The following is an 18,134-nucleotide window of genomic DNA, read 5'->3' on the forward strand; positions in this document are numbered from 1 at the left end:
GTCGTGTCAACGACTGTCGTGTCAAAGAAGGGAGAGCGCTGACGATGGCTGCTCCTGCCCTGGTGGCCCTGGCCCACGGAAGCCGCGATCCGCGGTCGGCCGCCACGATCAAGGCGCTGGTCGGCGAGGTCCGCGCCCAGCGGCCCGACCTGCGCGTCGAGGCCGCGTTCCTCGACCTGTCCAAGCCGTCGTTCCCGACGGTCATCGACCGGCTGGTCAAGGCGGGGTACGACGAGATCGTCGTCGTACCGCTGCTGCTGACCGAGGCCTACCACGCCAAGGTCGACGTTCCCTCCGCGATCGCGTCGGTCGATGCGGCGCATCCCGACGTGCAGGTGCGCGCCACGGCCGTGCTCGGGCTCGAGGCGCGCTTCCTGGAGGTGCTCGACGAACGGCTGCGCACCGCGCTGCGGGAGCGCCGGGTGCGCGAACTGGACGCGCTGGTGCTCGCCGGCGCCGGCTCCTCCGACCCGCTCGCGAACCAGGCCGTCGCTCGGCTGGCGCGGATCTGGGGCGCCCACCACAAGCTGCCGGTGATGGCCGCCTACGCCTCGGCCGCACCGCCGGCCACCGGCGAGGCGGTGCGGGCCTTCCGCGCCGAGGGCCGCCGGCACATCGCGGTGGCGTCGCTGTTCCTGGCACCGGGCTTCCTGCCCGACCGCGCCGCCGAACTGGCCTACGAGGCCGGCGCGGTCGCCGTCTCCGAACCGCTGGGCGCGCATCCGGAGGTGGCGCGGACCGTGCTGGCTCGGTACGCCGTCGGCGCCGTCGAGCTCGTTCCCGTCTAGGGCACCAGCCGGCCCAGCAGCCGGGCCAGCTCCGCGGCCGGGTCGGCGGTGACGCCGCCGTGCACCGGCCCGGGCTGGATCACGGTGCTGCGCGGCGCCTTCAGGAAGCCGAACCGGCTGCTCTGGGTGTCGTTCAGCACGCGGACGCCGTACGCGGTCGCACGCACGCCCGCGCTGCCCTGGGCCTCGCCACGGCAGACCAGGTCGATCGCGGCCAGCGCGGATTTGACCGCGTCGAGGTCGAGGTCCGGGGCGAACGCGCGCAGCCGCGCCTCGTCCACGCGGGTCGCCGAGGCCAGGAACTCGTACTCGGGGCAGTAGAGCACCACCCCGACGTTGAGGAACTCCTCGCGCTCCACATGGGGGACACAGCGCAGCGCGACGTACTGGTACGGGCTCATGCCGTCGGCTCCCAGGGTCGGTCGCCGTCGAGGCGGGCACGCAGGAAGGTGGCATAGCGGTCGCGGACCGCGGCCGGCTCCTCCGCACCGGGCACGGGCTCGAGCCACTCCTCCGGTACGTCGCCGAGCACCCGGGCGAGAGCGACGTCGTCGAGTCGCTTGCGCAGCTCGGCGGACTCGGCGGCCGCCTGCGCGGCGTACTCCTTCAGGACGTGCTCGCCAGTGTCGTAGGGCTGGATGGCGAACCGCTCGGGGCTGCCGGCACCGCCGGGCCAGGAGTGGTGGAAGTAGAGCGAGGCGCCGTGGTCGATCGCCTGCAGCGTGCCGCCCCACACCAGCAGGTTCGGGTTGCGCCAGCTGCGGTCGACGTTGGCTGTCAGGGCATCGAGCCACAGGATGCGGCCGGCGAGATCGGGATCGGGCTGGCAGGCCGCGTCGTAGCCGAACGCGCCCGGCAGGAAGTCGATGCCCAGGTTGAGCCCGCTGCTGGCGTTGATCAGGTCCTGGACCTCTTCGTCGGCCTCGTAGCGCGCGATCTCGGCGTCGAGGTCGAGCACGACCTGGTCGGGCGTCGGGATGTCCAGCGCGCGGGCCAGGCCGGCGACGATCACCTCGGCGACCAGGACGCGCAGACCCTGGCCGGCGCCGCGGAACTTGCACACGTAGGTGCCGAGGTCGTCCGCCTCCACGATGCCGGGCAGGCTGCCGCCCTCCCGCAGCGGGGTGACGTAGCGGGTCACCGCCACACGCGGCAGGGTCACGAGTCCTGCCCGTCCGACGCGCCGATGGTGTCAGCGGCCAGCCGCCTCTTCTCCGCCTCGATGTCGAAGTCGGCTTCCGGCCAGTCCAGGTCCATCTCCTCGAGCGCCTCGTGCAGCAGTTTGGCGATGGCGAGGTTGCGATACCACTTCTTGTCGCTCGGCACGACGAACCACGGCGCGTGCTCGGTGTCGGTCCGCTCCAGCGCGATCTCGTAGGCCTCGGCGTACTGGGACCACAGCTGGCGCTCGTCGACGTCGCCGGGGTTGTACTTCCAGTACTTCGTGGGGTCCTCGAGGCGGGCCAGCAGCCGCCGCTTCTGCTCCTGCGGCGAGATGTGCAGCATGCACTTGAGGATGACGGTGCCGTCGTCGGCCAGCCGCTTCTCGAACGCGTTGATCGCGCCGTAGCGCCGCTCGATCTCCTCCGCCGGCGCGAGCTGGCGCACTCGGCCGATCAGCACGTCCTCGTAGTGGGAACGGTCGAAGACCCCGACGTAGCCGGCACCGGGAACGACCTTCTCGATGCGCCACAGGAAGTCATGCTGACGCTCCTCCTCGGTGGGCGCCTTGAAGGAAGTGATCTTCAATCCCTGGGGGTCCATCAGGCCGACGGTGTGGACCAGCACGCCGCCCTTACCGGAGGTGTCCATGCCCTGCAGCACCAGCAGCAGCCGACGCCGGTCGCCGGCGCGGCCCTGGGCGAACAGCTTGGACTGAAGATCCAGCAGGCCTGGACCGAGGTCGGCCAGGCGCTTCTGGCCCTCCTCGCGGCCACCCTTGATCGCGGGCGTGCTGTCGGTGGCGTAGGCGGCGAGGCGAACCGCGCCCGGCTCGAGCCGCAGGGCGCGGGCCAGTCTGGTCTCGCTTCGCTGCTCGCTCACGGATGCGATTCTGGCATCCCGAGTTCGTCGATGGCGTCGCACTCGCCGTCGCCGTCGCCGTCACCGTCGCCCGAGCCGGCGGCGCGCACCGCGTCGCGGACCACCGCCATCGCCAGGCCAGGCGGGTAGCCCTTGCGCGCGAGCATCCCGACCAGCCGGCGGGTCCTGGTCTGGTCGTCGAGCCGGGCCATCGACCGCAGCCGCTTGGCGACCAGGACCCGGGCGGTCGCCTCCTCGTCGGCTGGGTCGACCTCGTCGAGTGCCTCGCGGGCCACCTCGTCGGCGATCCCCTTGCGGCGAAGCTCCTGGGCCAGTGCCCTCCTGGCCAGCCCCTTGCCAGACTGCCGGCTCTCGACCCACAGCCGCGCGAAGGCGGCGTCATCGATCAACCCGACCTCCTCGAACCGGTCGAGCAACCGGGTGGCGATCTCGGCCGGCACCAACTTCTTGGCGAGCTTGTCGGCGAGCTCCTGACGGCTACGGGCCTGGCCGGTCAGCTGGTCGAGCAGGATCTTGCGCGCCACCGACTCCGGGTCGGCCTCGGGACCGCGGAGGACCTCGTCGACGGGTTCCTCCACGGAGCCCCTCGCTCGGTCCTTCGCCGGGCCCGTGCCTCGGTCTCCGGTCGGGGTGGCGCGCCGGGTCCACGCCTCCACCCCGACCGAGACATCGCCGAGCCAGTCCGGCGGGTTGGACGGCCACGCCTCACCCATCGGTCGTCGAGCCTGTCGAGACTCAGAACTCGTCGACACCGATCGGCTCTGCCAGCGGCGCCTGGTCGACGGTCGCCCCCACGCCCAGCTTCTCCAAGATCTTCTTCTCGATCTCGTTGGCGAGGTCGGGGTTGTCCTTGAGGAAGTTGCGGGCGTTCTCCTTGCCCTGGCCGAGCTGGTCACCCTCGTAGGTGAACCACGCACCGGCTTTGCGGATCAGGCCGGCCTCGACGCCGACATCGATCAGACCGCCCTCGCGGCTGATGCCCTTGCCGTACATGATGTCGAACTCGGCCTGCTTGAACGGCGGAGCCACCTTGTTCTTGACGACCTTGACGCGGGTGCGGTTGCCGACCATGTCGGAGCCGTCCTTGAGCGTCTCGATGCGGCGCACGTCGAGACGGACCGAGGCGTAGAACTTCAGCGCGCGGCCACCGGTGGTGGTCTCCGGTGAGCCGAACATGACGCCGATCTTCTCGCGCAGCTGGTTGATGAAGATGGCGGTGGTCTTGGAGTTGTTGAGCGCGCCGGTCATCTTGCGCAGCGCCTGGCTCATCAGGCGCGCCTGGAGGCCGACGTGGCTGTCGCCCATCTCGCCCTCGATCTCGGCGCGGGGCACCAGCGCGGCCACGGAGTCGATGACGATCAGGTCGAGCGCACCGGAGCGGATCAGCATGTCGGCGATCTCCAACGCCTGCTCGCCCGAATCGGGCTGGCTGACGAGCAGGGCGTCGGTGTCGACACCGAGGTTCTTCGCATACTCCGGGTCGAGGGCATGCTCGGCGTCGATGAACGCCACGATGCCGCCGCCCTTCTGGGCGTTGGCCACAGCGTGCAGCGCGACGGTGGTCTTACCGGAGGACTCCGGACCGTAGATCTCGACCACGCGACCACGCGGGAGGCCCCCGAGGCCGAGCGCGATGTCGAGCGCCACCGACCCGGTCGGGATCACCTCCAGCGGCGCACGGGAGTCGTCGCCCAGTCGCATGACCGAGCCCTTGCCGAACTGCTTCTCGATGCCTGCCAGCGCTACCTCGAGCGCCTTCTCGCGGTCTCCACCAGCCATGATGGTCCTTCCCGTCGGGGCCTCCCGGCCCGCCGTCTTGGTCGCTTTTCCTCGTGTCCTCGTCATCAAGGCTGGACGCTAGAAGAAGCCACCGACAGTTTCCGGATCGGACCTGTGGACGGGCCTGCTCGAAGCGTCACCTGTGGACACAATCTAGCCCGAACACCTGTTCGATCAATGCCTGCGGCGCGGCGTGTCGCCGTACCGTCGCGGCGATCATCGCTCCGAGGCGGGCAGCTCGAGGGCGCGCCACACCGCGGCCCAGACCTCCTTGGGCGGCACTCCCGCGTCGAGGGCCGCCTGGGCGGTGTGCCCGCCGAGGTCGGCGATCACGTACTGGCTCGCCCACACGCGCGCGTAGCCGGACCCCAGCGCATGCTCCAGTCGTGCCCAGAACTCGGTGTGTCTCACGCGCGCTCCTGGCAGGTCCTGCCGATGAGAGACTCACTCATGGCTCCACTGTGACATCCGCCCGGTCGCGCGGCAGAACTGTCGGTGCGTCCTGCTTGGATGGACGACATGTCCGATCCGTCCGCTGCGCTCGCGCCGTTCAGCGCTCCCACCCGGGAGTGGTTCGCGGCCGCCTTCGCCGCGCCCACGCCCGCGCAGGCGGGGGCGTGGGCGGCGATCGGCGCCGGCCGGCACGCGCTGGTGGTGGCGCCGACCGGATCGGGCAAGACGCTGAGCGCGTTCCTGTGGTCGATCGATCGCCTGCTCACCGCGCCCCCGCCGCAGCGGCAGCGTCGCTGCCGGGTCCTCTACGTCTCACCGCTCAAGGCACTGGCGGTCGACGTGGAGCGCAACCTGCGCGCCCCGCTCGCCGGCATCGGCCACACCGCCGCCCGCCTCGGCGTCGAGGTGCCCGAGCTGCGCGTCGGAGTGAGGTCGGGCGACACCACCGCCGCCGAGCGGCGCCGGCTGGCCACCACGCCGCCGGACATCCTCATCACCACGCCCGAGTCGCTCTTCCTGATGCTCACCGGGCAGACGCGCGAGTCGCTGCGCGGCGTGGAGACGGTGATCGTCGACGAGGTGCATGCCGTCGCCGGCACCAAGCGCGGCGCCCACCTGGCGCTGAGCCTGGAGCGCCTCGACGCCCTGCTCGATCGACCGGCCCAGCGCATCGGGCTCTCCGCGACGGTGCGGCCGCTGGACGAGGTCGCCCGCTTCCTCGGCGGCGCCGCGCCCGTCGAGATCGTCGCCCCGCCGGCCGTGAAGGAGTGGGATCTGCGGGTGGTGGTGCCGGTGGAGGACATGACCGCCCCGGAGGAGTACGTCGAGGGCGACGGCGACCCCCAGCGCAGCGCCTCGATCTGGCCGCACGTCGAGGAGCGCGTCGCCGACCTGATCGAGCAGCACCGCTCGACCATCGTCTTCGCCAACTCCCGGCGGCTCGCCGAGCGGCTGACCGCCCGGCTCAACGAGATCGCCGCCGAGCGCGCCGGGGAGACGCTCGATCCCGGGCTCCGTCCACCTGCCCAGGTGATGGCGGAGTCCGGCCAGACTCGCGGTGCCGCGCCGGTGATCGCCAAGGCACACCACGGCTCGGTCTCCAAGGAGCAGCGCGCCCTGATCGAGGACGACCTCAAGCGCGGCCGACTGCCGGCCGTGGTCGCGACCAGCAGCCTGGAGCTCGGCATCGACATGGGCTCGGTCGACCTGGTGGTCCAGATCGAGTCACCCCCCAGCGTGGCCAGCGCGCTGCAGCGAGTCGGCCGCGCGGGACACCAGGTCGGCGAGGTCTCCCGCGGAGTGCTCTTTCCCAAGCACCGGGCCGACCTGGCCCAGACCGCCGTCGCCGTCGACCGGATGCGCGGCGGACAGATCGAGGCGCTCAGCGTTCCGGCCAACCCGCTCGACGTGCTCGCCCAGCAGATCGTCGCCACGGTGGCGATCGACCCGTGGCAGGTCGACGACCTCTTCGACCTGGTCCGGCGGGCGGCGCCGTTCACCGGGCTGCCGCGCAGTGCCTACGACGCCACCCTCGACCTGTTGGCCGGGCGCTATCCCTCCGACGAGTTCGCCGAGCTCAGGCCCCGGATCGTGTGGGACCGCGTCACCGGCATGCTCACCGGCCGACCCGGCGCCCAACGGTTGGCGGTGACCAGCGGCGGCACCATCCCCGACCGCGGCCTCTTCGGCGTCTATCTGATCGGCGAGGGCACCGGCCGACGAGTCGGCGAGCTCGATGAGGAGATGGTCTACGAGTCCCGGGTCGGGGACGTCTTCGCCCTTGGCGCCACCAGTTGGCGGATCGAGGACATCACCCACGATCGCGTGCTGGTCTCCCCCGCGCCCGGGATCCCCGGCCGGCTGCCGTTCTGGAAGGGGGACACGCTGGGCCGCCCGGCAGAGCTCGGCGCCGCGATCGGAGCCTTCACCCGCGAGCTCGCCGCGCTCCCCCGGGCCGCAGCCGAGGCGCGGGTGCGGGCCAGCGGGTTGGACACCTGGGCCGCCGGCAATCTGGTCGGCTACCTGCACGAGCAGCTCGACGCGACCCGGGTGCTGCCCAGTGACACCTCCATCGTGGTCGAGCGCTTCCGCGACGAGCTCGGCGACTGGCGGCTGGTCGTGCACACGCCCTACGGCACCCCCGTGCACGCTCCCTGGGCGCTGGCGATCAACGCCCGGCTGCGCGAGCGGTACGGCGTGGACGGCCAGGCGGTCGCCTCCGACGACGGCATCGTCATCCGGATCCCCGACGGCGTCTACCAGGGCGAGGGCGGCACCGCGACCGAGTCCGAGCCGCCGAGCGGTGAGGTGATCGTCTTCGGAGCGGACGAGATCGAGGACGTGGTCACCGCCGAGATCGGTGGGTCGGCACTGTTTGCGTCCCGCTTCCGGGAGTGCGCCGCCCGGGCGCTGCTGCTCCCCCGGCGCGACCCCGGCCGCCGCTCGCCCCTATGGCAACAGCGGCAGCGCTCGGCCGCGCTGCTCCAGGTGGCCGCCCAGTATCCGAGCTTCCCCATCGTGCTCGAGGCCGTCCGCGAGTGCCTGCGCGATGTCTACGACCTCCCGTCGCTGGTCGCCCTGCTCGCCCGGATCGAGCGGCGCGAGGTGCAGGTGGTCGACGTCGCCACCCCGCAGCCCTCGCCGTACGCGCGCAGTCTGCTGTTCGGCTATGTCGCGCAGTTCATGTACGAGGGCGACAGCCCGATCGCTGAGCGTCGGGCCGCCGCGCTCTCCCTCGACCAGGGTCTGCTGGCCGAGCTCCTCGGCAGGGCCGAGCTGCGCGAACTGCTCGACCCCGACGTGCTGGCCGACGTCGAGGCCGAGCTGCAGCGGACGACGCCGGAGCGCCGCGCCCGCGACCCCGAGGGGGTGGCCGACCTGCTCCGGCTGGTCGGACCGCTCGGCCTCGGCGAGGTCGCCGAGCGCAGCGTCGCCGACGCGCCCGCAGCGCGCTGGCTCGAGCGGCTGCGAGAGCAACGCCGCGTCGTGGAGGTGCGGATCGCGGGCGAGCCGCGCTGGGCGGTCGTCGAGGACGTCGGCCGGCTGCGCGACGGGCTCGGCGTCCCGGTCCCACCCGGCACGCCCGCGACCTTCGCCGAGCCGGTCGACGATCCGGTCGGTGACCTGGTCTCCCGCTACGCCCGCACTCATGGGCCCTTCACCGTCGAGCAGGTCGCCGACCGTCTCGGCGTCGGCGCCGCGATCGTGCGGCACGCCCTCCAGCGGCTCGCCGCGCGTGGCCGCGTGCTCGACGGCGAGTTCCGGCCCGGCGGGTCGGGCGCGGAGTGGTGCGACGCCGACGTGCTGCGCACGCTGCGCCGCCGCTCGCTGGCACGGCTGCGCAAGGAGGTGGAGCCGGTCGAGCCGACGGCGCTGGCCCGGTTCCTGCCCGCCTGGCAGCGAATCGCCACCACCCGGCGGCTGCGCGGCATCGACGGCGTGCTGGCGGTCGTGGAGCAGCTGGCCGGGTGCCCGGTGCCGGCCAGCGCACTCGAGCCGCTGGTGCTCGGAGCAAGGGTGGCCGACTACGAGCCGGCGTATCTCGACGAGCTCACCGCCTCCGGCGAGGTGCTGTGGGCCGGCCGCGGCGCCCTGCCCGGCAGCGACGGCTGGATCTCGCTCCACCTGGCCGACAGCGCCGACCTGACTCTGCCGATGCCCGAGGCGTTCGAGCACAGTGAGCTCGCCCAGCGTCTGCTGGACGCGCTCGCGCCAGGTGGCGCCTGGTTCTTCCGTCAGCTCTCCGACGCGGTCGGCGCCACCGACGACACCGCACTCAGCGCTGCCCTGTGGGAGCTGGTCTGGGCCGGCCGGGTCGGCAACGACACGCTGACACCGGTGCGCGCGCTCACCCGCAGCGGCACCCCGGCGCACCGCTCCCGTAGACCGCCGCCGCGGGCCCGTCTCGCCGACCGCCCCCTCTCGGGCGGGCGCCCCCGGATGCCCAGCCGTACCGGACCGCCCGCGACCTCGGGCCGGTGGAGCCTGCTGCCCGCCCTCGACACCGATCCGACCAGGCGCGCGCATGCCGCCGCCGAGCGGCTGTTGGATCGGCACGGGGTCGTGACCCGAGGCGCCGTCGCCGCCGAGCGCACCCCGGGCGGGTTTGCGGCGGTCTACAAGGTGCTTTCGGCCTTCGAGGACTCCGGCAGATGCCGTCGTGGCTACTTCGTGGAGGGCCTCGGCGCCGCCCAGTTCGGGACGGCGGGAGCGGTGGACCGGCTGCGGACGTTCGCGACCCTCGCCGAGGGAGCGCCACCGGTCGCCGTGGCGCTGGCAGCGACCGATCCCGCCAATCCCTATGGGGGCGCTCTGCCCTGGCCGACCTCGGCCGACGGCGACACCGGTCACAAGCCCGGCCGCAAGGCAGGCGCACTCGTGGTCCTGGTCGACGGCGCACTGACGCTCTACGTCGAGCGCGGCGGGCGCACGCTGCTCACCTGGAGCGACCAAGAGCGCCTGCTCGCCCCGGCGGCCGCAGAGCTGGCCATGGCCGTCCGGCGCGGTGCGCTCGGCCGGCTCACCGTGGAGCGGGCCGATGGCGCACCGCTGCTCGGCACCGGCGACACGCCCCTGCGGCAGGCGTTGCAGCGGGCGGGGTTCGTCGCCACTCCGCGCGGCCTCCGACTGCGCGCGGACGACGGCGGCCGCGGCATCGACGGCCTCCAGGGCGCGGCCGATGCCCGAGGGTGACGCAGTCCTGCGGACCGCCCGGCTGCTCGACCGGGCGCTGTCGGGCCGTGTGCTGACCGGCACGGACTTCCGCGTCCCGCGTCTCGCCACGGTCGATCTGGCCGGTCAGCCGGTGCACTCCACCGCCGCCCGCGGCAAGCACCTGCTCACCCGGATCGGTGATCTGACCCTTCACACCCACCTGAAGATGGAGGGCATCTGGCGGATACGTCGGGCCGGTGAGCGCTGGCCGAGACTCGCCCACCAGGCCCGGGTCATCCTCACCGCCGGCGACATCGGCGCGATCGGCTTCGCACTCGGCACCGTCGAGCTGTGGCCGACCGCCCAAGAGCGCGGCCGGCTCGACCATCTCGGTCCCGATCTGCTCGGCCCCGACTGGGACCTCGACGAGGCCGTCCGCCGACTGCGCCAGCATCCCGAGGCGCAGCTGTTCGAGGCGCTGCGCGACCAGCGCAATCTCGCCGGCATCGGCACCATCTACGCCGCCGAGACCGCCTTCCTCAGCGGCGTCCACCCGCTCACCCCGGTCGATGCCGTGCCCGACCTGCCCCGGCTGCTGGAGCGCACCCGGGAGATGCTGAGGGCGGAGTGGAGCATGAGCCGGCGGCTGTGGGTCTACGGCCGGCACCGGCAGCCGTGCCGACGCTGCGGCACGCCGGTGGTCCGGCTGCAGGTCGGGCCACCGGGCCGAGAGCGCCCGGCGTACCTGTGCCCCAGCTGCCAGCGCCGAAAGTGACCTCTCGACCCGCCGAAAGTGACCTCTCGACGGTCAGGCGGCGGAGGCGACCACGTCGCCGGTGGTCCGCACCGGGATCGGCACCGGCATGGTCGCGGCCTCCTCGAGGGCGACCGCGTCGGAGACCTCACGCAGCACGGTGGCGAGGCTCACGTCCATCGCGGTGCACAGCGAGGCGAGCAGCTCGGAGGATGCCTCCTTCTGGCCGCGCTCGATCTCGGAGATGTAGCCCAGGCTCACGCGGGCCTCGGCGGACACCTCACGCAGGGTCATCCCCCTGTCGACGCGCTGCGCGCGGAGCACGTCGCCGAGAACACGACGAAACAGCACCATGGCCACCTACCTCCGTTCGCTCGCTGCCTGCTGGGATGCCAACGCTACCCGAGGGAACCTGATTCCCGTCGCACGTCCGTCCGTGGGGTGGAAAGCCGGTCGGCCAGTTCCTCCAGCGCCCGGATGCACGCCTTCTCCTGAATCGTCGGCCGGTCACCGGCCAGGTTGAGCGCTACCGCGTCGGCGAACCCCGGCCCCGCGATGCCGACGTACACGGTGCCGACCGGCTTGCCCTCCTGCTCGTCCGGGCCGGCCACGCCGGTCGTCGACAGCGCATACGACGCCCCGGTCAGCCCGCGGGCTCCGGTCGCCATCGCCACCGCACACTCGGCGGAGACGACACCGTGCTCGGCGACCAGCTCCTCCGGCACGCCCAGCAGGGAGATCTTCACCTCGGTGGCGTAGCTGACCACGCCGCCCAGATACACCGCCGACACGCCCGGAACGTCGGTGATCATCGTCGCCAGCCGCCCTCCCGTCAGCGACTCCGCGGTCGCCAGGGTGTCCTTGCCGGCATGGAGCATCAGATAGACACGCGTGGGCAGCGTCGGCTCGGCCATGTCCCGATCGTAGGGCCCGTACTCTCAGCTCATGGCCCTCCCCATCAAGGAATACGCCCTGATCGGTGACCGTCGCACCGCCGCACTGGTCGGCTCCAACGGCTCGGTGGACTGGCTGTGTCTGCCCGGCTTCGACTCGCCCGCCAGCTTCGCGGCCCTGCTGGGCACCGAGGAGAACGGGTTCTGGCGGCTGGCCCCGACCGGCTCCTACCAGGTCCGTCGCCGCTACATCGGCGCCTCCAGCGCGCTGGAGACCACGTTCACCACCGCCGAGGGCGAGATCACGCTCACCGACGTGATGCCGGCCGGCGATGGCCGGGCCGACCTGGTCCGCATCCTGCGCGGTGTCCGTGGTCGGGTGCAGGTGGCGCACGCCTGGGTGGTGCGCTGCGACTACGGCCGGATCCTGCCGTGGGTACGCCGCGAGGAGGTCGCCGGCGAGCGCGTCATCACCGCCGTCGCCGGGCCCGACATGCTGGTGCTGCGCGGTCCCCGGCTGCCGGAGGCGAGCGACCACCGGCACAGTGACGTCTTCGAGGTCGCCGAGGGCGACGAGCTGGTCTTCGCCACCAGCTGGCTGCCGTCGTACCGGCCGCTGGGCGACCTGGGCGCGCTCGGCGCCGGGGTGGAGGAGACCATCGCCGCCGACGAGGAGTGGGCGCAGCGCTGCGCCGCCGACGTGCCGCACCGCGACATCGTGGTCCGCTCGCTGCAGACGCTGCGGCTGATGACCGACGCCGAGACCGGTGGCATCGTCGCGGCGCCGACGACCTCGCTCCCCGAGGACTTCGGCGGCGAGCGCAACTGGGACTACCGCTACTGCTGGCTGCGCGACGCCGCGCTGACCATCTCCAGTCTGATCCGCGCCGGGTACGCCGAGGAGGCGACCCTGTGGCGGGAGTGGCTGCTGCGCACGGTGGCGGGCGACCCCCAGGACCTGCAGGTGCTCTACGGCATCGACGGCCGGCGTCGACTCGGCGAGTACACCCTCGACGACCTGCCCGGCTATGCCAACTCCCGACCGGTCCGGATCGGGAACGCCGCCGTCGAGCAGTTGCAGAACGACCTGCTCGGGGAGGTACTGGACGCGCTCTACCTCGACCGTGCACTCGGTGCCGAGCCCGACCCCAACGCCTGGTCGCTCCAGCGCGCCCTGGTCACCGAGCTCGGCAAGCACTGGCGCGATCCCGACAACGGGCTATGGGAGATCCGCGGCCAGGCGCGTCACTTCACCCACTCCCGACTGATGGCGTGGGTCGCCTTCGACCGCGTCATCCGGGGCGTCGAGGAGCAGGGCCTGGACGGGCCGGTCGAGGAGTGGCGCACGATCCGGGAGGAGATCCGCGAGGCGATCCTCAAGGACGGGTACGACGAGACCCGCAACACCTTCGTGCAGCACGACGCGACCACGGAGGTCGACGCCGCGCTGCTGATGATCCCGATGATGGGCTTCCTGCCCGGCGACGACCCGCGCGTCCTCGGCACGATCAAGGCGGTCGAGGAGGACCTGATGCGCGACGGATTGGTGCTGCGCTATCGCACCCAGAGCGGCGTCGACGGGCTCACCGGCGACGAGCATCCCTTCCTGGCCTGTTCGTTCTGGCTGGTCGCCGCCTATGCCAGCGCCGGCCGCTGGGACGATGCCAACGCGCTCTTCGACAGGCTGGTCGGGCTGACCAACGACGTCGGCCTGCTGAGTGAGGAGTACGACCCCGTCCAGGACCGGATGGTGGGCAACTTCCCGCAGGCGTTCAGTCACCTGGCGCTGATCCACGCGGCGTTCGCCCTGGCCGGCGCCGCCCCCTCGGGGGCGGCGCCGGTCAAGGGGTGACTCGTCTCAGCGGTGCCCGCGGCCGGGGTTGCCGCCAGGGCCGCGCCCGGAGCCGTGGCCGGAGCCGTGGCCGGGCTTGGGCGCGTGCTCACCGCCGTGTCGCGGCAGCGCCAGTCCCACGACCTCGGGGTCGTGGTCGGAGGTCGCGAACGGGTCGGTGCCGTCGTACAACTGGGTGATGTTGTAGTTGTCCCGGCTGTAGGCGAACGCCACCGACTCCTGGGCGTCGATCTGCCAGATGGTGGCGCCGGTGACCAGCCGCAGCGCGGCGGGCGTGGCCAGGACGTGGTCCAGCGAGCCCTCCAGCCCGTCGTAGGAGTACGACGAGTGGCTCGGGTCGAAGCGGCCCGCCAGCTCGGTCAGGCCCTGCTGGCGCAGGTACTCGATCGGGTCCTCGTGGTCGTAGGCGTTGAAGTCGCCGACCAGGAACACCTTGTCGGTGCCCAGCGCGCCGGCCTGCTGCTGAGCCCACGCCCACATGTCCTTGACCTGGTGCACCCGGGTGCAGTTGAAGGCGCCCTGATCGAGGGCCGGGTCGGTGTTCTCGGCATCCCCGCCGGGGCAGTCGTTGAACAGCGCGTCGGCGTCCGCGCCCTTGGACTTGAGGTGGTTGGCAACGACCAGGAACGCCTCCCGGTCCGACGTGCCGGCGGCCTTGAAGCCCTGCGCCAGTGGCTCGCGGGCGATCGAGAACGGCTGGCCCGGCCCCGAGTCGTCCGCCAGCACGTGCGAGGCACCCACCGGCGTGACCGCTGCCGGCCGGTAGATGAACGCCGTGCGGATCACGTCCTGCTCCCCCAGCGGCGGCAGGTCGGCCGCGGCCGGTGAAGGCACGTAGGCCCAGGTGCCGGCGCCGTCGACGGCGTTCAGCGCGTCCACCAGGGCGGCCACGGTGGCGTCGCGGTCCTGGCCGAACTTCACGGCGTTCTCGACCTCCTCCAGCGACACGATGCTGGCGCCGAGGCCGTTGATGCCGACGACCTCCTTCGCGAGCTGCTTGCGGTACGCCGCGTCGGTGGCGGCGCCGCGCGGGCCCGGCGAGCCGTCGGCGAAGGTGCAGTCGTTGTCGCTCACCGGCGTACCCGCCCGGTCGTCGTAGTAGGTGCACCTCGCGCCGGGGTTGTCGGCCACGAACGCCTGTCCGGTGGTGGTGAAGAAGTTCTCCATGTTGAACGTCGCCAGGTGCACCGACCCGCCCACCGCGGCAGGCCGCCGCTTGGCCCGGCGCATGTCGGAGAACGTGGCCACCGCGGAGCCGTCACCGACGACCTGGGTCCGCGGCTGGAGGTTCCACTGCTTGTTGCGGAAGTCGAGCACCACCGGCTGGTGGAAGCGCACCGCGGCACCGTCGCTGACCGGCGTATTCGGCGTCAGCCAGGGCAGCGGGTCGCTGGAGTGGCTGGTGGCGGTGTAGCTCCAGCTCGAGCCGTCGTCGATGAAGACCGCGTGCGAGGCGTTGTACGCCGCCTGCGCACTGGCCGCCCGGCTGCCGGCCGTCCCGACGTCGGTGGGCTGACGCAGCATCCGCTTGCCGGCGGCCAGCTCGATCTCGCCGTAGAAGTTCGTGTTGTAGTTGTCGGTGACCGTGAAGTGGCCCTGCGGCGCCACCAACTCGCCCTCGTGGGCCTCGCGCTTCGTGTCGGAGTCGAGCTGGGACCACCGCAGCCGCTCCGGTACGACGGGCGCCAGCGGCGTGCCGAGCTCGCTCACCGCCGAGGCACCGGTGGTGGAGATCTCGGTCTCACCCTGGTACTCCTGCACCTGGCCGGTCACCGACACGCTCTCGCCGACCCGCACCTGCGCGGTCGCGGCCGAGCCGTAGACGAAGACGCCGTCCGAGGCACCCGGGGTCGCGTCGTGCCGGCCGCCGGTGCCGCCGGTCTGCAGGAAGAAGCCGTTGAAGCCCCCGGTCGGATAGGCGGCGGTCACCACGCCGGTGGTGGTCACGCTCTGCCCGACGTACGGCGAGGTGTCGGTGTCGGTGCCCTGGATCTGGGCGATGGTGGCGCTCACCGGCTCGACGGGCGGCGGCGTGCCGCCACCGGGCGAGCCGCTGTTCTCCGGCGTCGGCGCGTCGGCGGTGAAGTCGGCAGCGTTCACGTCGGTGTCGGCCTCGCTGGCATCCCGCGCGATGGAGGTGGTCGCGCTCGGCGCCGGGGCGACGGTGCCCTCGTAGGTGTTGGAGATGCCGAATCCGACCAGGTCGAGGATGGCCGGATCGCCGACGATGGAGCCGGTCGGCGGGGCGGTCAGGGCGCTGGTCCCCTGCACCAGGAAGACCGTGCCAGTGGTGCCGCTGAGGTTCACGCCGGTGCCCACCTGGTCCGGCGTGGGCAGCGCGGCGCCGGTGCTGCCGCTGGCGAGACCGAGCAGGAAGTGGCCGTGGGCCGGCACGGTGCCGGTCAGCGGCACCACGCCGCTGGGGTTGGCGGTGCCGGTCGCCGAGCGGTACTGCACCGACAGCCCGCCGAGCGCGATGGCGGCGCCGGTCGGGTTGGCGAGCTCGACGAAGTCCTGGTCGAGGACGGCACCGCTGTTGCCGCCCGCGCCGTACACCTCGCTGATCACCAGGCCGGTGCCGGCGGTATTGGCCTGGGCCGGACTGAGCGCGCCGAGGCCGCCCGCACCCAGGACCGCCGTGACGGCGAGTCCGAGCGCAGCTCGAAGATGGGGTCGTGACATGTGGGCTCCCGAAACTAGTCGCTGACGGACGTCTCGGCCCGGTGGGTCCCACGCGATCCCGAGACGCGACAACCCAATCGCCCGCCGGGGACGGGACGACCGCTGCCGGGAGAACGTCGCGTGAACGCCCTCCTGCGCCGACGCTACGCCGTCGACGGCCTCGTCGTCAGGAACGACTCAGGCAGATCGCAGCCGGGCCCGCTGGCGCCAGACGCTGGCGTAGAACTGCACGCCCGACCAGATAGTCAGCACGAACGCGACCGCCAGGCACAGCTCGAACGCCCAGTGCAGCACATCGCCGGTCGTGTGCCACCAGTGCGCGGCGTCGGGATCACGCAGCGGCAGCACCAGCCCACCGAGCGCGATGCCCTGGATGAAGGTCTTCCACTTGCCCAGCGTGTCGGCCGCGAGCACCACCTTGGACGCGACGCCGAGCCGCACGAACGTGACGCTCCACTCGCGCACCAGCACCACGATGGTGACCCACCACCAGACCTCTCCGATCACGGAGAGGCCGATGAAGGCCATCCCGGTGATCGCCTTGTCGGCGATCGGGTCGGCGATCTTGCCGAAGTTGGTGATCAGGTTGTGCTTGCGCGCCAGGTCGCCGTCGATCTTGTCGGTGACCATCGCGACGAAGAAGATCGCCCAGGCCAGCAGCCTCAGCTTGGCGTCGTGGCCGCCGTCGGCGAGCAGTGCCCAGCCGAAGAACGGCACCAGCACGATCCGCAGCGTCGTCAAGACGTTGGGGACGTTCCAGTTGCTCACCCGGGGTTCGGTCACGGGGCTAGACCCTAGCGGGCCCGACCTCGGCGACGAGGTCGACGCCCTCGCTGGCCACCACCGTGGCGCGCACGAGGTCGCCAGGGCGCCGGCCGGCCACGTCGCCCACCAGCATGGTCTGGCCGTCCACCTCGGGGCCCTGGTGGGCCGCCCGACCGACGACTTCGCCGTCGGTCTCCTCGATGAGTACGTCGACGGTCTCGCCGATCCGCTCCTCGGCCCGCTGGGCGGTCAGCTCCTCGACCAGGGAGGTGACGTGGGCGGCACGCGCCAGCACCTCGTCCTCGTCCAGCTTGTCGGCGAAGCCGGCCGCCTCGGTGCCGTCCTCGTCGGAGTAGCCGAACACGCCGGTCACGTCGAGCCGCGCCGCCGTCAGGAAGTCGCACAGGATCTCCAGATCCCGCTCGGTCTCCCCGGGGAAGCCGACGATCACGTTCGAGCGCACGCCGGCCTCGGGGGCCTGGCGGCGTACCTGCTCCAGGAGGTCCAGGAAGCTCTCCGGGTCGCCGAACCGCCGCATCCGGCGCAGCACTGCGTGGGAGGCGTGCTGGAAGCTCAGGTCGAAGTACGGCGCCACGCCCGGCGTCGTGGCGATCGCCTGGACCAGGCCCGGCCGCGTCTCGGCGGGCTGCAGGTAGGAGACCCGCACCCGCTCGATGCCGTCGACCGCGGCCAACTCGGGCAGCAGCGACTCCAGCAGCCGGATGTCGCCGAGGTCCTTGCCGTACGACGTGGAGTTCTCGCTGACCAAGAACAGCTCCTTGACGCCCTGCTGTGCCAGCCACCGGGCCTCGTGGAGCACGTCGCTGGGCCGGCGGGAGACGAACGAGCCGCGGAAGCTCGGGATGGCGCAGAACGTGCAGCGCCGGTCGCAGCCGCTGGCCAGCTTCAGCGGGGCCCACGGCGCGTCGTCGAGGCGGGCGCGGACCGCGGAGAAGTCCTTGACGTCGACGCTGATACCGGGCACCGGGATGCTCGAGGCGTCCCGCTCCACCGGCGTGATCGGCAGCAGCAGCCGCCGGTCCGTCGGCGTGTGCGCCTGGTGGTGGCCACCGGCCAGGATGCCGCGCAGCTTGGCCGCGATGTCGGGATAGTCGTCGAAGCCCAGCACCGCATCGGCCTCGGGAAGGCTGTCGGCGAGCTCCTTGCCGTAGCGCTCGGCCATGCAGCCCACCGCCACCACGGCCTGGGCCCGGCCCGACTCCTTGAGATCCGCCGCCTCCAGCAGCGTGTCGACGGAGTCCTTCTTGGCCTGCTCGACGAACCCGCAGGTGTTGACCACCACGGTGTCGGCCTCGGCCGGATCCTCGACCAGCCGGAAGCCGCCCGCCTGCAGCCGCCCGGCCAGCTCCTCGGAGTCGACCTCGTTGCGGGTGCACCCGAGGGTCACCATCGCGACGGACAGCGGTGCGGCGGAGGTCGTCTCAGTCATCGTCCGTCGAGTATGACGCGCC

Annotated in this window: 15 protein-coding genes; 4 read left to right on the forward strand and 11 right to left on the reverse strand. The window is 72.2% G+C overall.

Going from position 1 to position 18,134, the window contains the following annotated elements; all coding sequences use genetic code 11:
- The first annotated feature begins 44 nt into the window (after positions 1-44).
- Positions 45-788: a sirohydrochlorin chelatase gene (locus VHA72_RS06185; protein WP_325573570.1), complete on the forward strand. Its 744-nt coding sequence runs from the start codon at positions 45-47 to the stop codon at positions 786-788.
- Here the strand turns inward: VHA72_RS06185 and VHA72_RS06190 are convergent.
- The 6 genes from VHA72_RS06190 to VHA72_RS06215 form a co-directional block, all read right to left on the reverse strand.
- Complete coding sequence (locus VHA72_RS06190) at positions 785-1,189, reverse strand: DUF3037 domain-containing protein (protein WP_325573571.1); 405 nt, start codon at positions 1,187-1,189, stop codon at positions 785-787. The two genes, VHA72_RS06185 and VHA72_RS06190, sit on opposite strands and share 4 nt — an antisense overlap.
- Positions 1,186-1,950 (reverse strand): HipA family kinase, encoded by a 765-nt coding sequence (locus tag VHA72_RS06195; RefSeq protein ID WP_325573572.1) that lies wholly within the window; start codon positions 1,948-1,950, stop codon positions 1,186-1,188. The genes VHA72_RS06190 and VHA72_RS06195 overlap by 4 nt, the downstream gene beginning before the upstream one ends.
- Positions 1,947-2,831, reverse strand: a complete 885-nt coding sequence (locus tag VHA72_RS06200) for a PPK2 family polyphosphate kinase (protein WP_325573573.1) — start codon at positions 2,829-2,831, stop codon at positions 1,947-1,949. Before VHA72_RS06200 ends, VHA72_RS06195 begins: the two co-directional genes overlap by 4 nt.
- Positions 2,828-3,409 (reverse strand): regulatory protein RecX, encoded by a 582-nt coding sequence (locus VHA72_RS06205; RefSeq protein ID WP_325573574.1) that lies wholly within the window; start codon positions 3,407-3,409, stop codon positions 2,828-2,830. The genes VHA72_RS06200 and VHA72_RS06205 overlap by 4 nt, the downstream gene beginning before the upstream one ends.
- A gap of 157 nt (positions 3,410-3,566) precedes the next feature.
- A complete protein-coding gene (recA, locus tag VHA72_RS06210) occupies positions 3,567-4,610 on the reverse strand; it encodes a recombinase RecA (RefSeq protein WP_414689766.1) in 1,044 nt (347 codons plus the stop codon).
- A gap of 216 nt (positions 4,611-4,826) precedes the next feature.
- Positions 4,827-5,021: a DUF3046 domain-containing protein gene (locus VHA72_RS06215; protein ID WP_325573575.1), complete on the reverse strand. Its 195-nt coding sequence runs from the start codon at positions 5,019-5,021 to the stop codon at positions 4,827-4,829.
- A gap of 108 nt (positions 5,022-5,129) precedes the next feature.
- On the opposite strand from VHA72_RS06215, the gene VHA72_RS06220 reads away from it, so the two are divergent.
- Both VHA72_RS06220 and VHA72_RS06225 read left to right on the forward strand, forming a co-directional pair.
- Entirely contained in the window at positions 5,130-9,755 is a 4,626-nt protein-coding gene (locus VHA72_RS06220) for an ATP-dependent helicase (protein WP_325573576.1), read from the forward strand.
- Positions 9,742-10,491 carry a DNA-formamidopyrimidine glycosylase family protein gene (locus VHA72_RS06225; protein ID WP_325573577.1) on the forward strand — a complete coding sequence of 250 codons (750 nt, stop codon included), beginning with the start codon at positions 9,742-9,744 and terminating at the stop codon, positions 10,489-10,491. Before VHA72_RS06220 ends, VHA72_RS06225 begins: the two co-directional genes overlap by 14 nt.
- Positions 10,492-10,524: 33 nt before the next feature.
- On the opposite strand, the gene VHA72_RS06230 is transcribed toward VHA72_RS06225, so the two are convergent.
- On the reverse strand, positions 10,525-10,830 hold the full coding sequence (locus VHA72_RS06230; RefSeq protein WP_524538572.1) for a helix-turn-helix domain-containing protein: 306 nt from the start codon (positions 10,828-10,830) through the stop codon (positions 10,525-10,527).
- 38 nt (positions 10,831-10,868) lie between these two features.
- Entirely contained in the window at positions 10,869-11,384 is a 516-nt protein-coding gene (locus tag VHA72_RS06235) for a CinA family protein (protein WP_325573579.1), read from the reverse strand.
- A 31-nt stretch (positions 11,385-11,415) separates the two neighbouring features.
- Here VHA72_RS06235 and VHA72_RS06240 point away from each other — a divergent pair, with 31 nt between their 5' ends.
- On the forward strand, positions 11,416-13,215 hold the full coding sequence (locus tag VHA72_RS06240) for a glycoside hydrolase family 15 protein (protein WP_325573580.1): 1,800 nt from the start codon (positions 11,416-11,418) through the stop codon (positions 13,213-13,215).
- Between the two features lie 6 nt (positions 13,216-13,221).
- On the opposite strand, the gene VHA72_RS06245 is transcribed toward VHA72_RS06240, so the two are convergent.
- From VHA72_RS06245 to rimO, 3 genes are all read right to left on the reverse strand, one after another.
- On the reverse strand, positions 13,222-15,897 hold the full coding sequence (locus tag VHA72_RS06245; RefSeq protein ID WP_325573581.1) for an ExeM/NucH family extracellular endonuclease: 2,676 nt from the start codon (positions 15,895-15,897) through the stop codon (positions 13,222-13,224).
- A 177-nt stretch (positions 15,898-16,074) separates the two neighbouring features.
- Positions 16,075-16,680, reverse strand: coding sequence for a CDP-diacylglycerol--glycerol-3-phosphate 3-phosphatidyltransferase (pgsA, locus tag VHA72_RS06250; RefSeq protein ID WP_325573582.1), 606 nt, complete (start codon positions 16,678-16,680; stop codon positions 16,075-16,077).
- 4 nt (positions 16,681-16,684) lie between these two features.
- A complete protein-coding gene (gene rimO / locus VHA72_RS06255) occupies positions 16,685-18,085 on the reverse strand; it encodes a 30S ribosomal protein S12 methylthiotransferase RimO (RefSeq protein ID WP_325573584.1) in 1,401 nt (466 codons plus the stop codon).
- Between the last annotated feature and the right edge of the window lie 49 nt (positions 18,086-18,134).

This window comes from Nocardioides sp. (assembly GCF_035547795.1).
Taxonomy (GTDB): domain Bacteria; phylum Actinomycetota; class Actinomycetes; order Propionibacteriales; family Nocardioidaceae; genus Nocardioides.

Excerpts from the sequence above, each read along its gene's own strand:
- VHA72_RS06185 (WP_325573570.1), top strand. The coding sequence starts at position 45 with ATGGCTGCTCCTGCCCTGGTGGCCCTGGCCCACGGAAGCCGCGATCCG.
- VHA72_RS06220 (WP_325573576.1), top strand. The coding sequence starts at position 5,130 with ATGTCCGATCCGTCCGCTGCGCTCGCGCCGTTCAGCGCTCCCACCCGG.
- VHA72_RS06225 (WP_325573577.1), top strand. The coding sequence starts at position 9,742 with ATGCCCGAGGGTGACGCAGTCCTGCGGACCGCCCGGCTGCTCGACCGG.
- VHA72_RS06190 (WP_325573571.1), bottom strand. The coding sequence starts at position 1,189 with ATGAGCCCGTACCAGTACGTCGCGCTGCGCTGTGTCCCCCATGTGGAG.
- VHA72_RS06245 (WP_325573581.1), bottom strand. The coding sequence starts at position 15,897 with ATGTCACGACCCCATCTTCGAGCTGCGCTCGGACTCGCCGTCACGGCG.
- VHA72_RS06235 (WP_325573579.1), bottom strand. The coding sequence starts at position 11,384 with ATGGCCGAGCCGACGCTGCCCACGCGTGTCTATCTGATGCTCCATGCC.
- recA (WP_414689766.1), bottom strand. The coding sequence starts at position 4,610 with ATGGCTGGTGGAGACCGCGAGAAGGCGCTCGAGGTAGCGCTGGCAGGC.
- VHA72_RS06240 (WP_325573580.1), top strand. The coding sequence starts at position 11,416 with ATGGCCCTCCCCATCAAGGAATACGCCCTGATCGGTGACCGTCGCACC.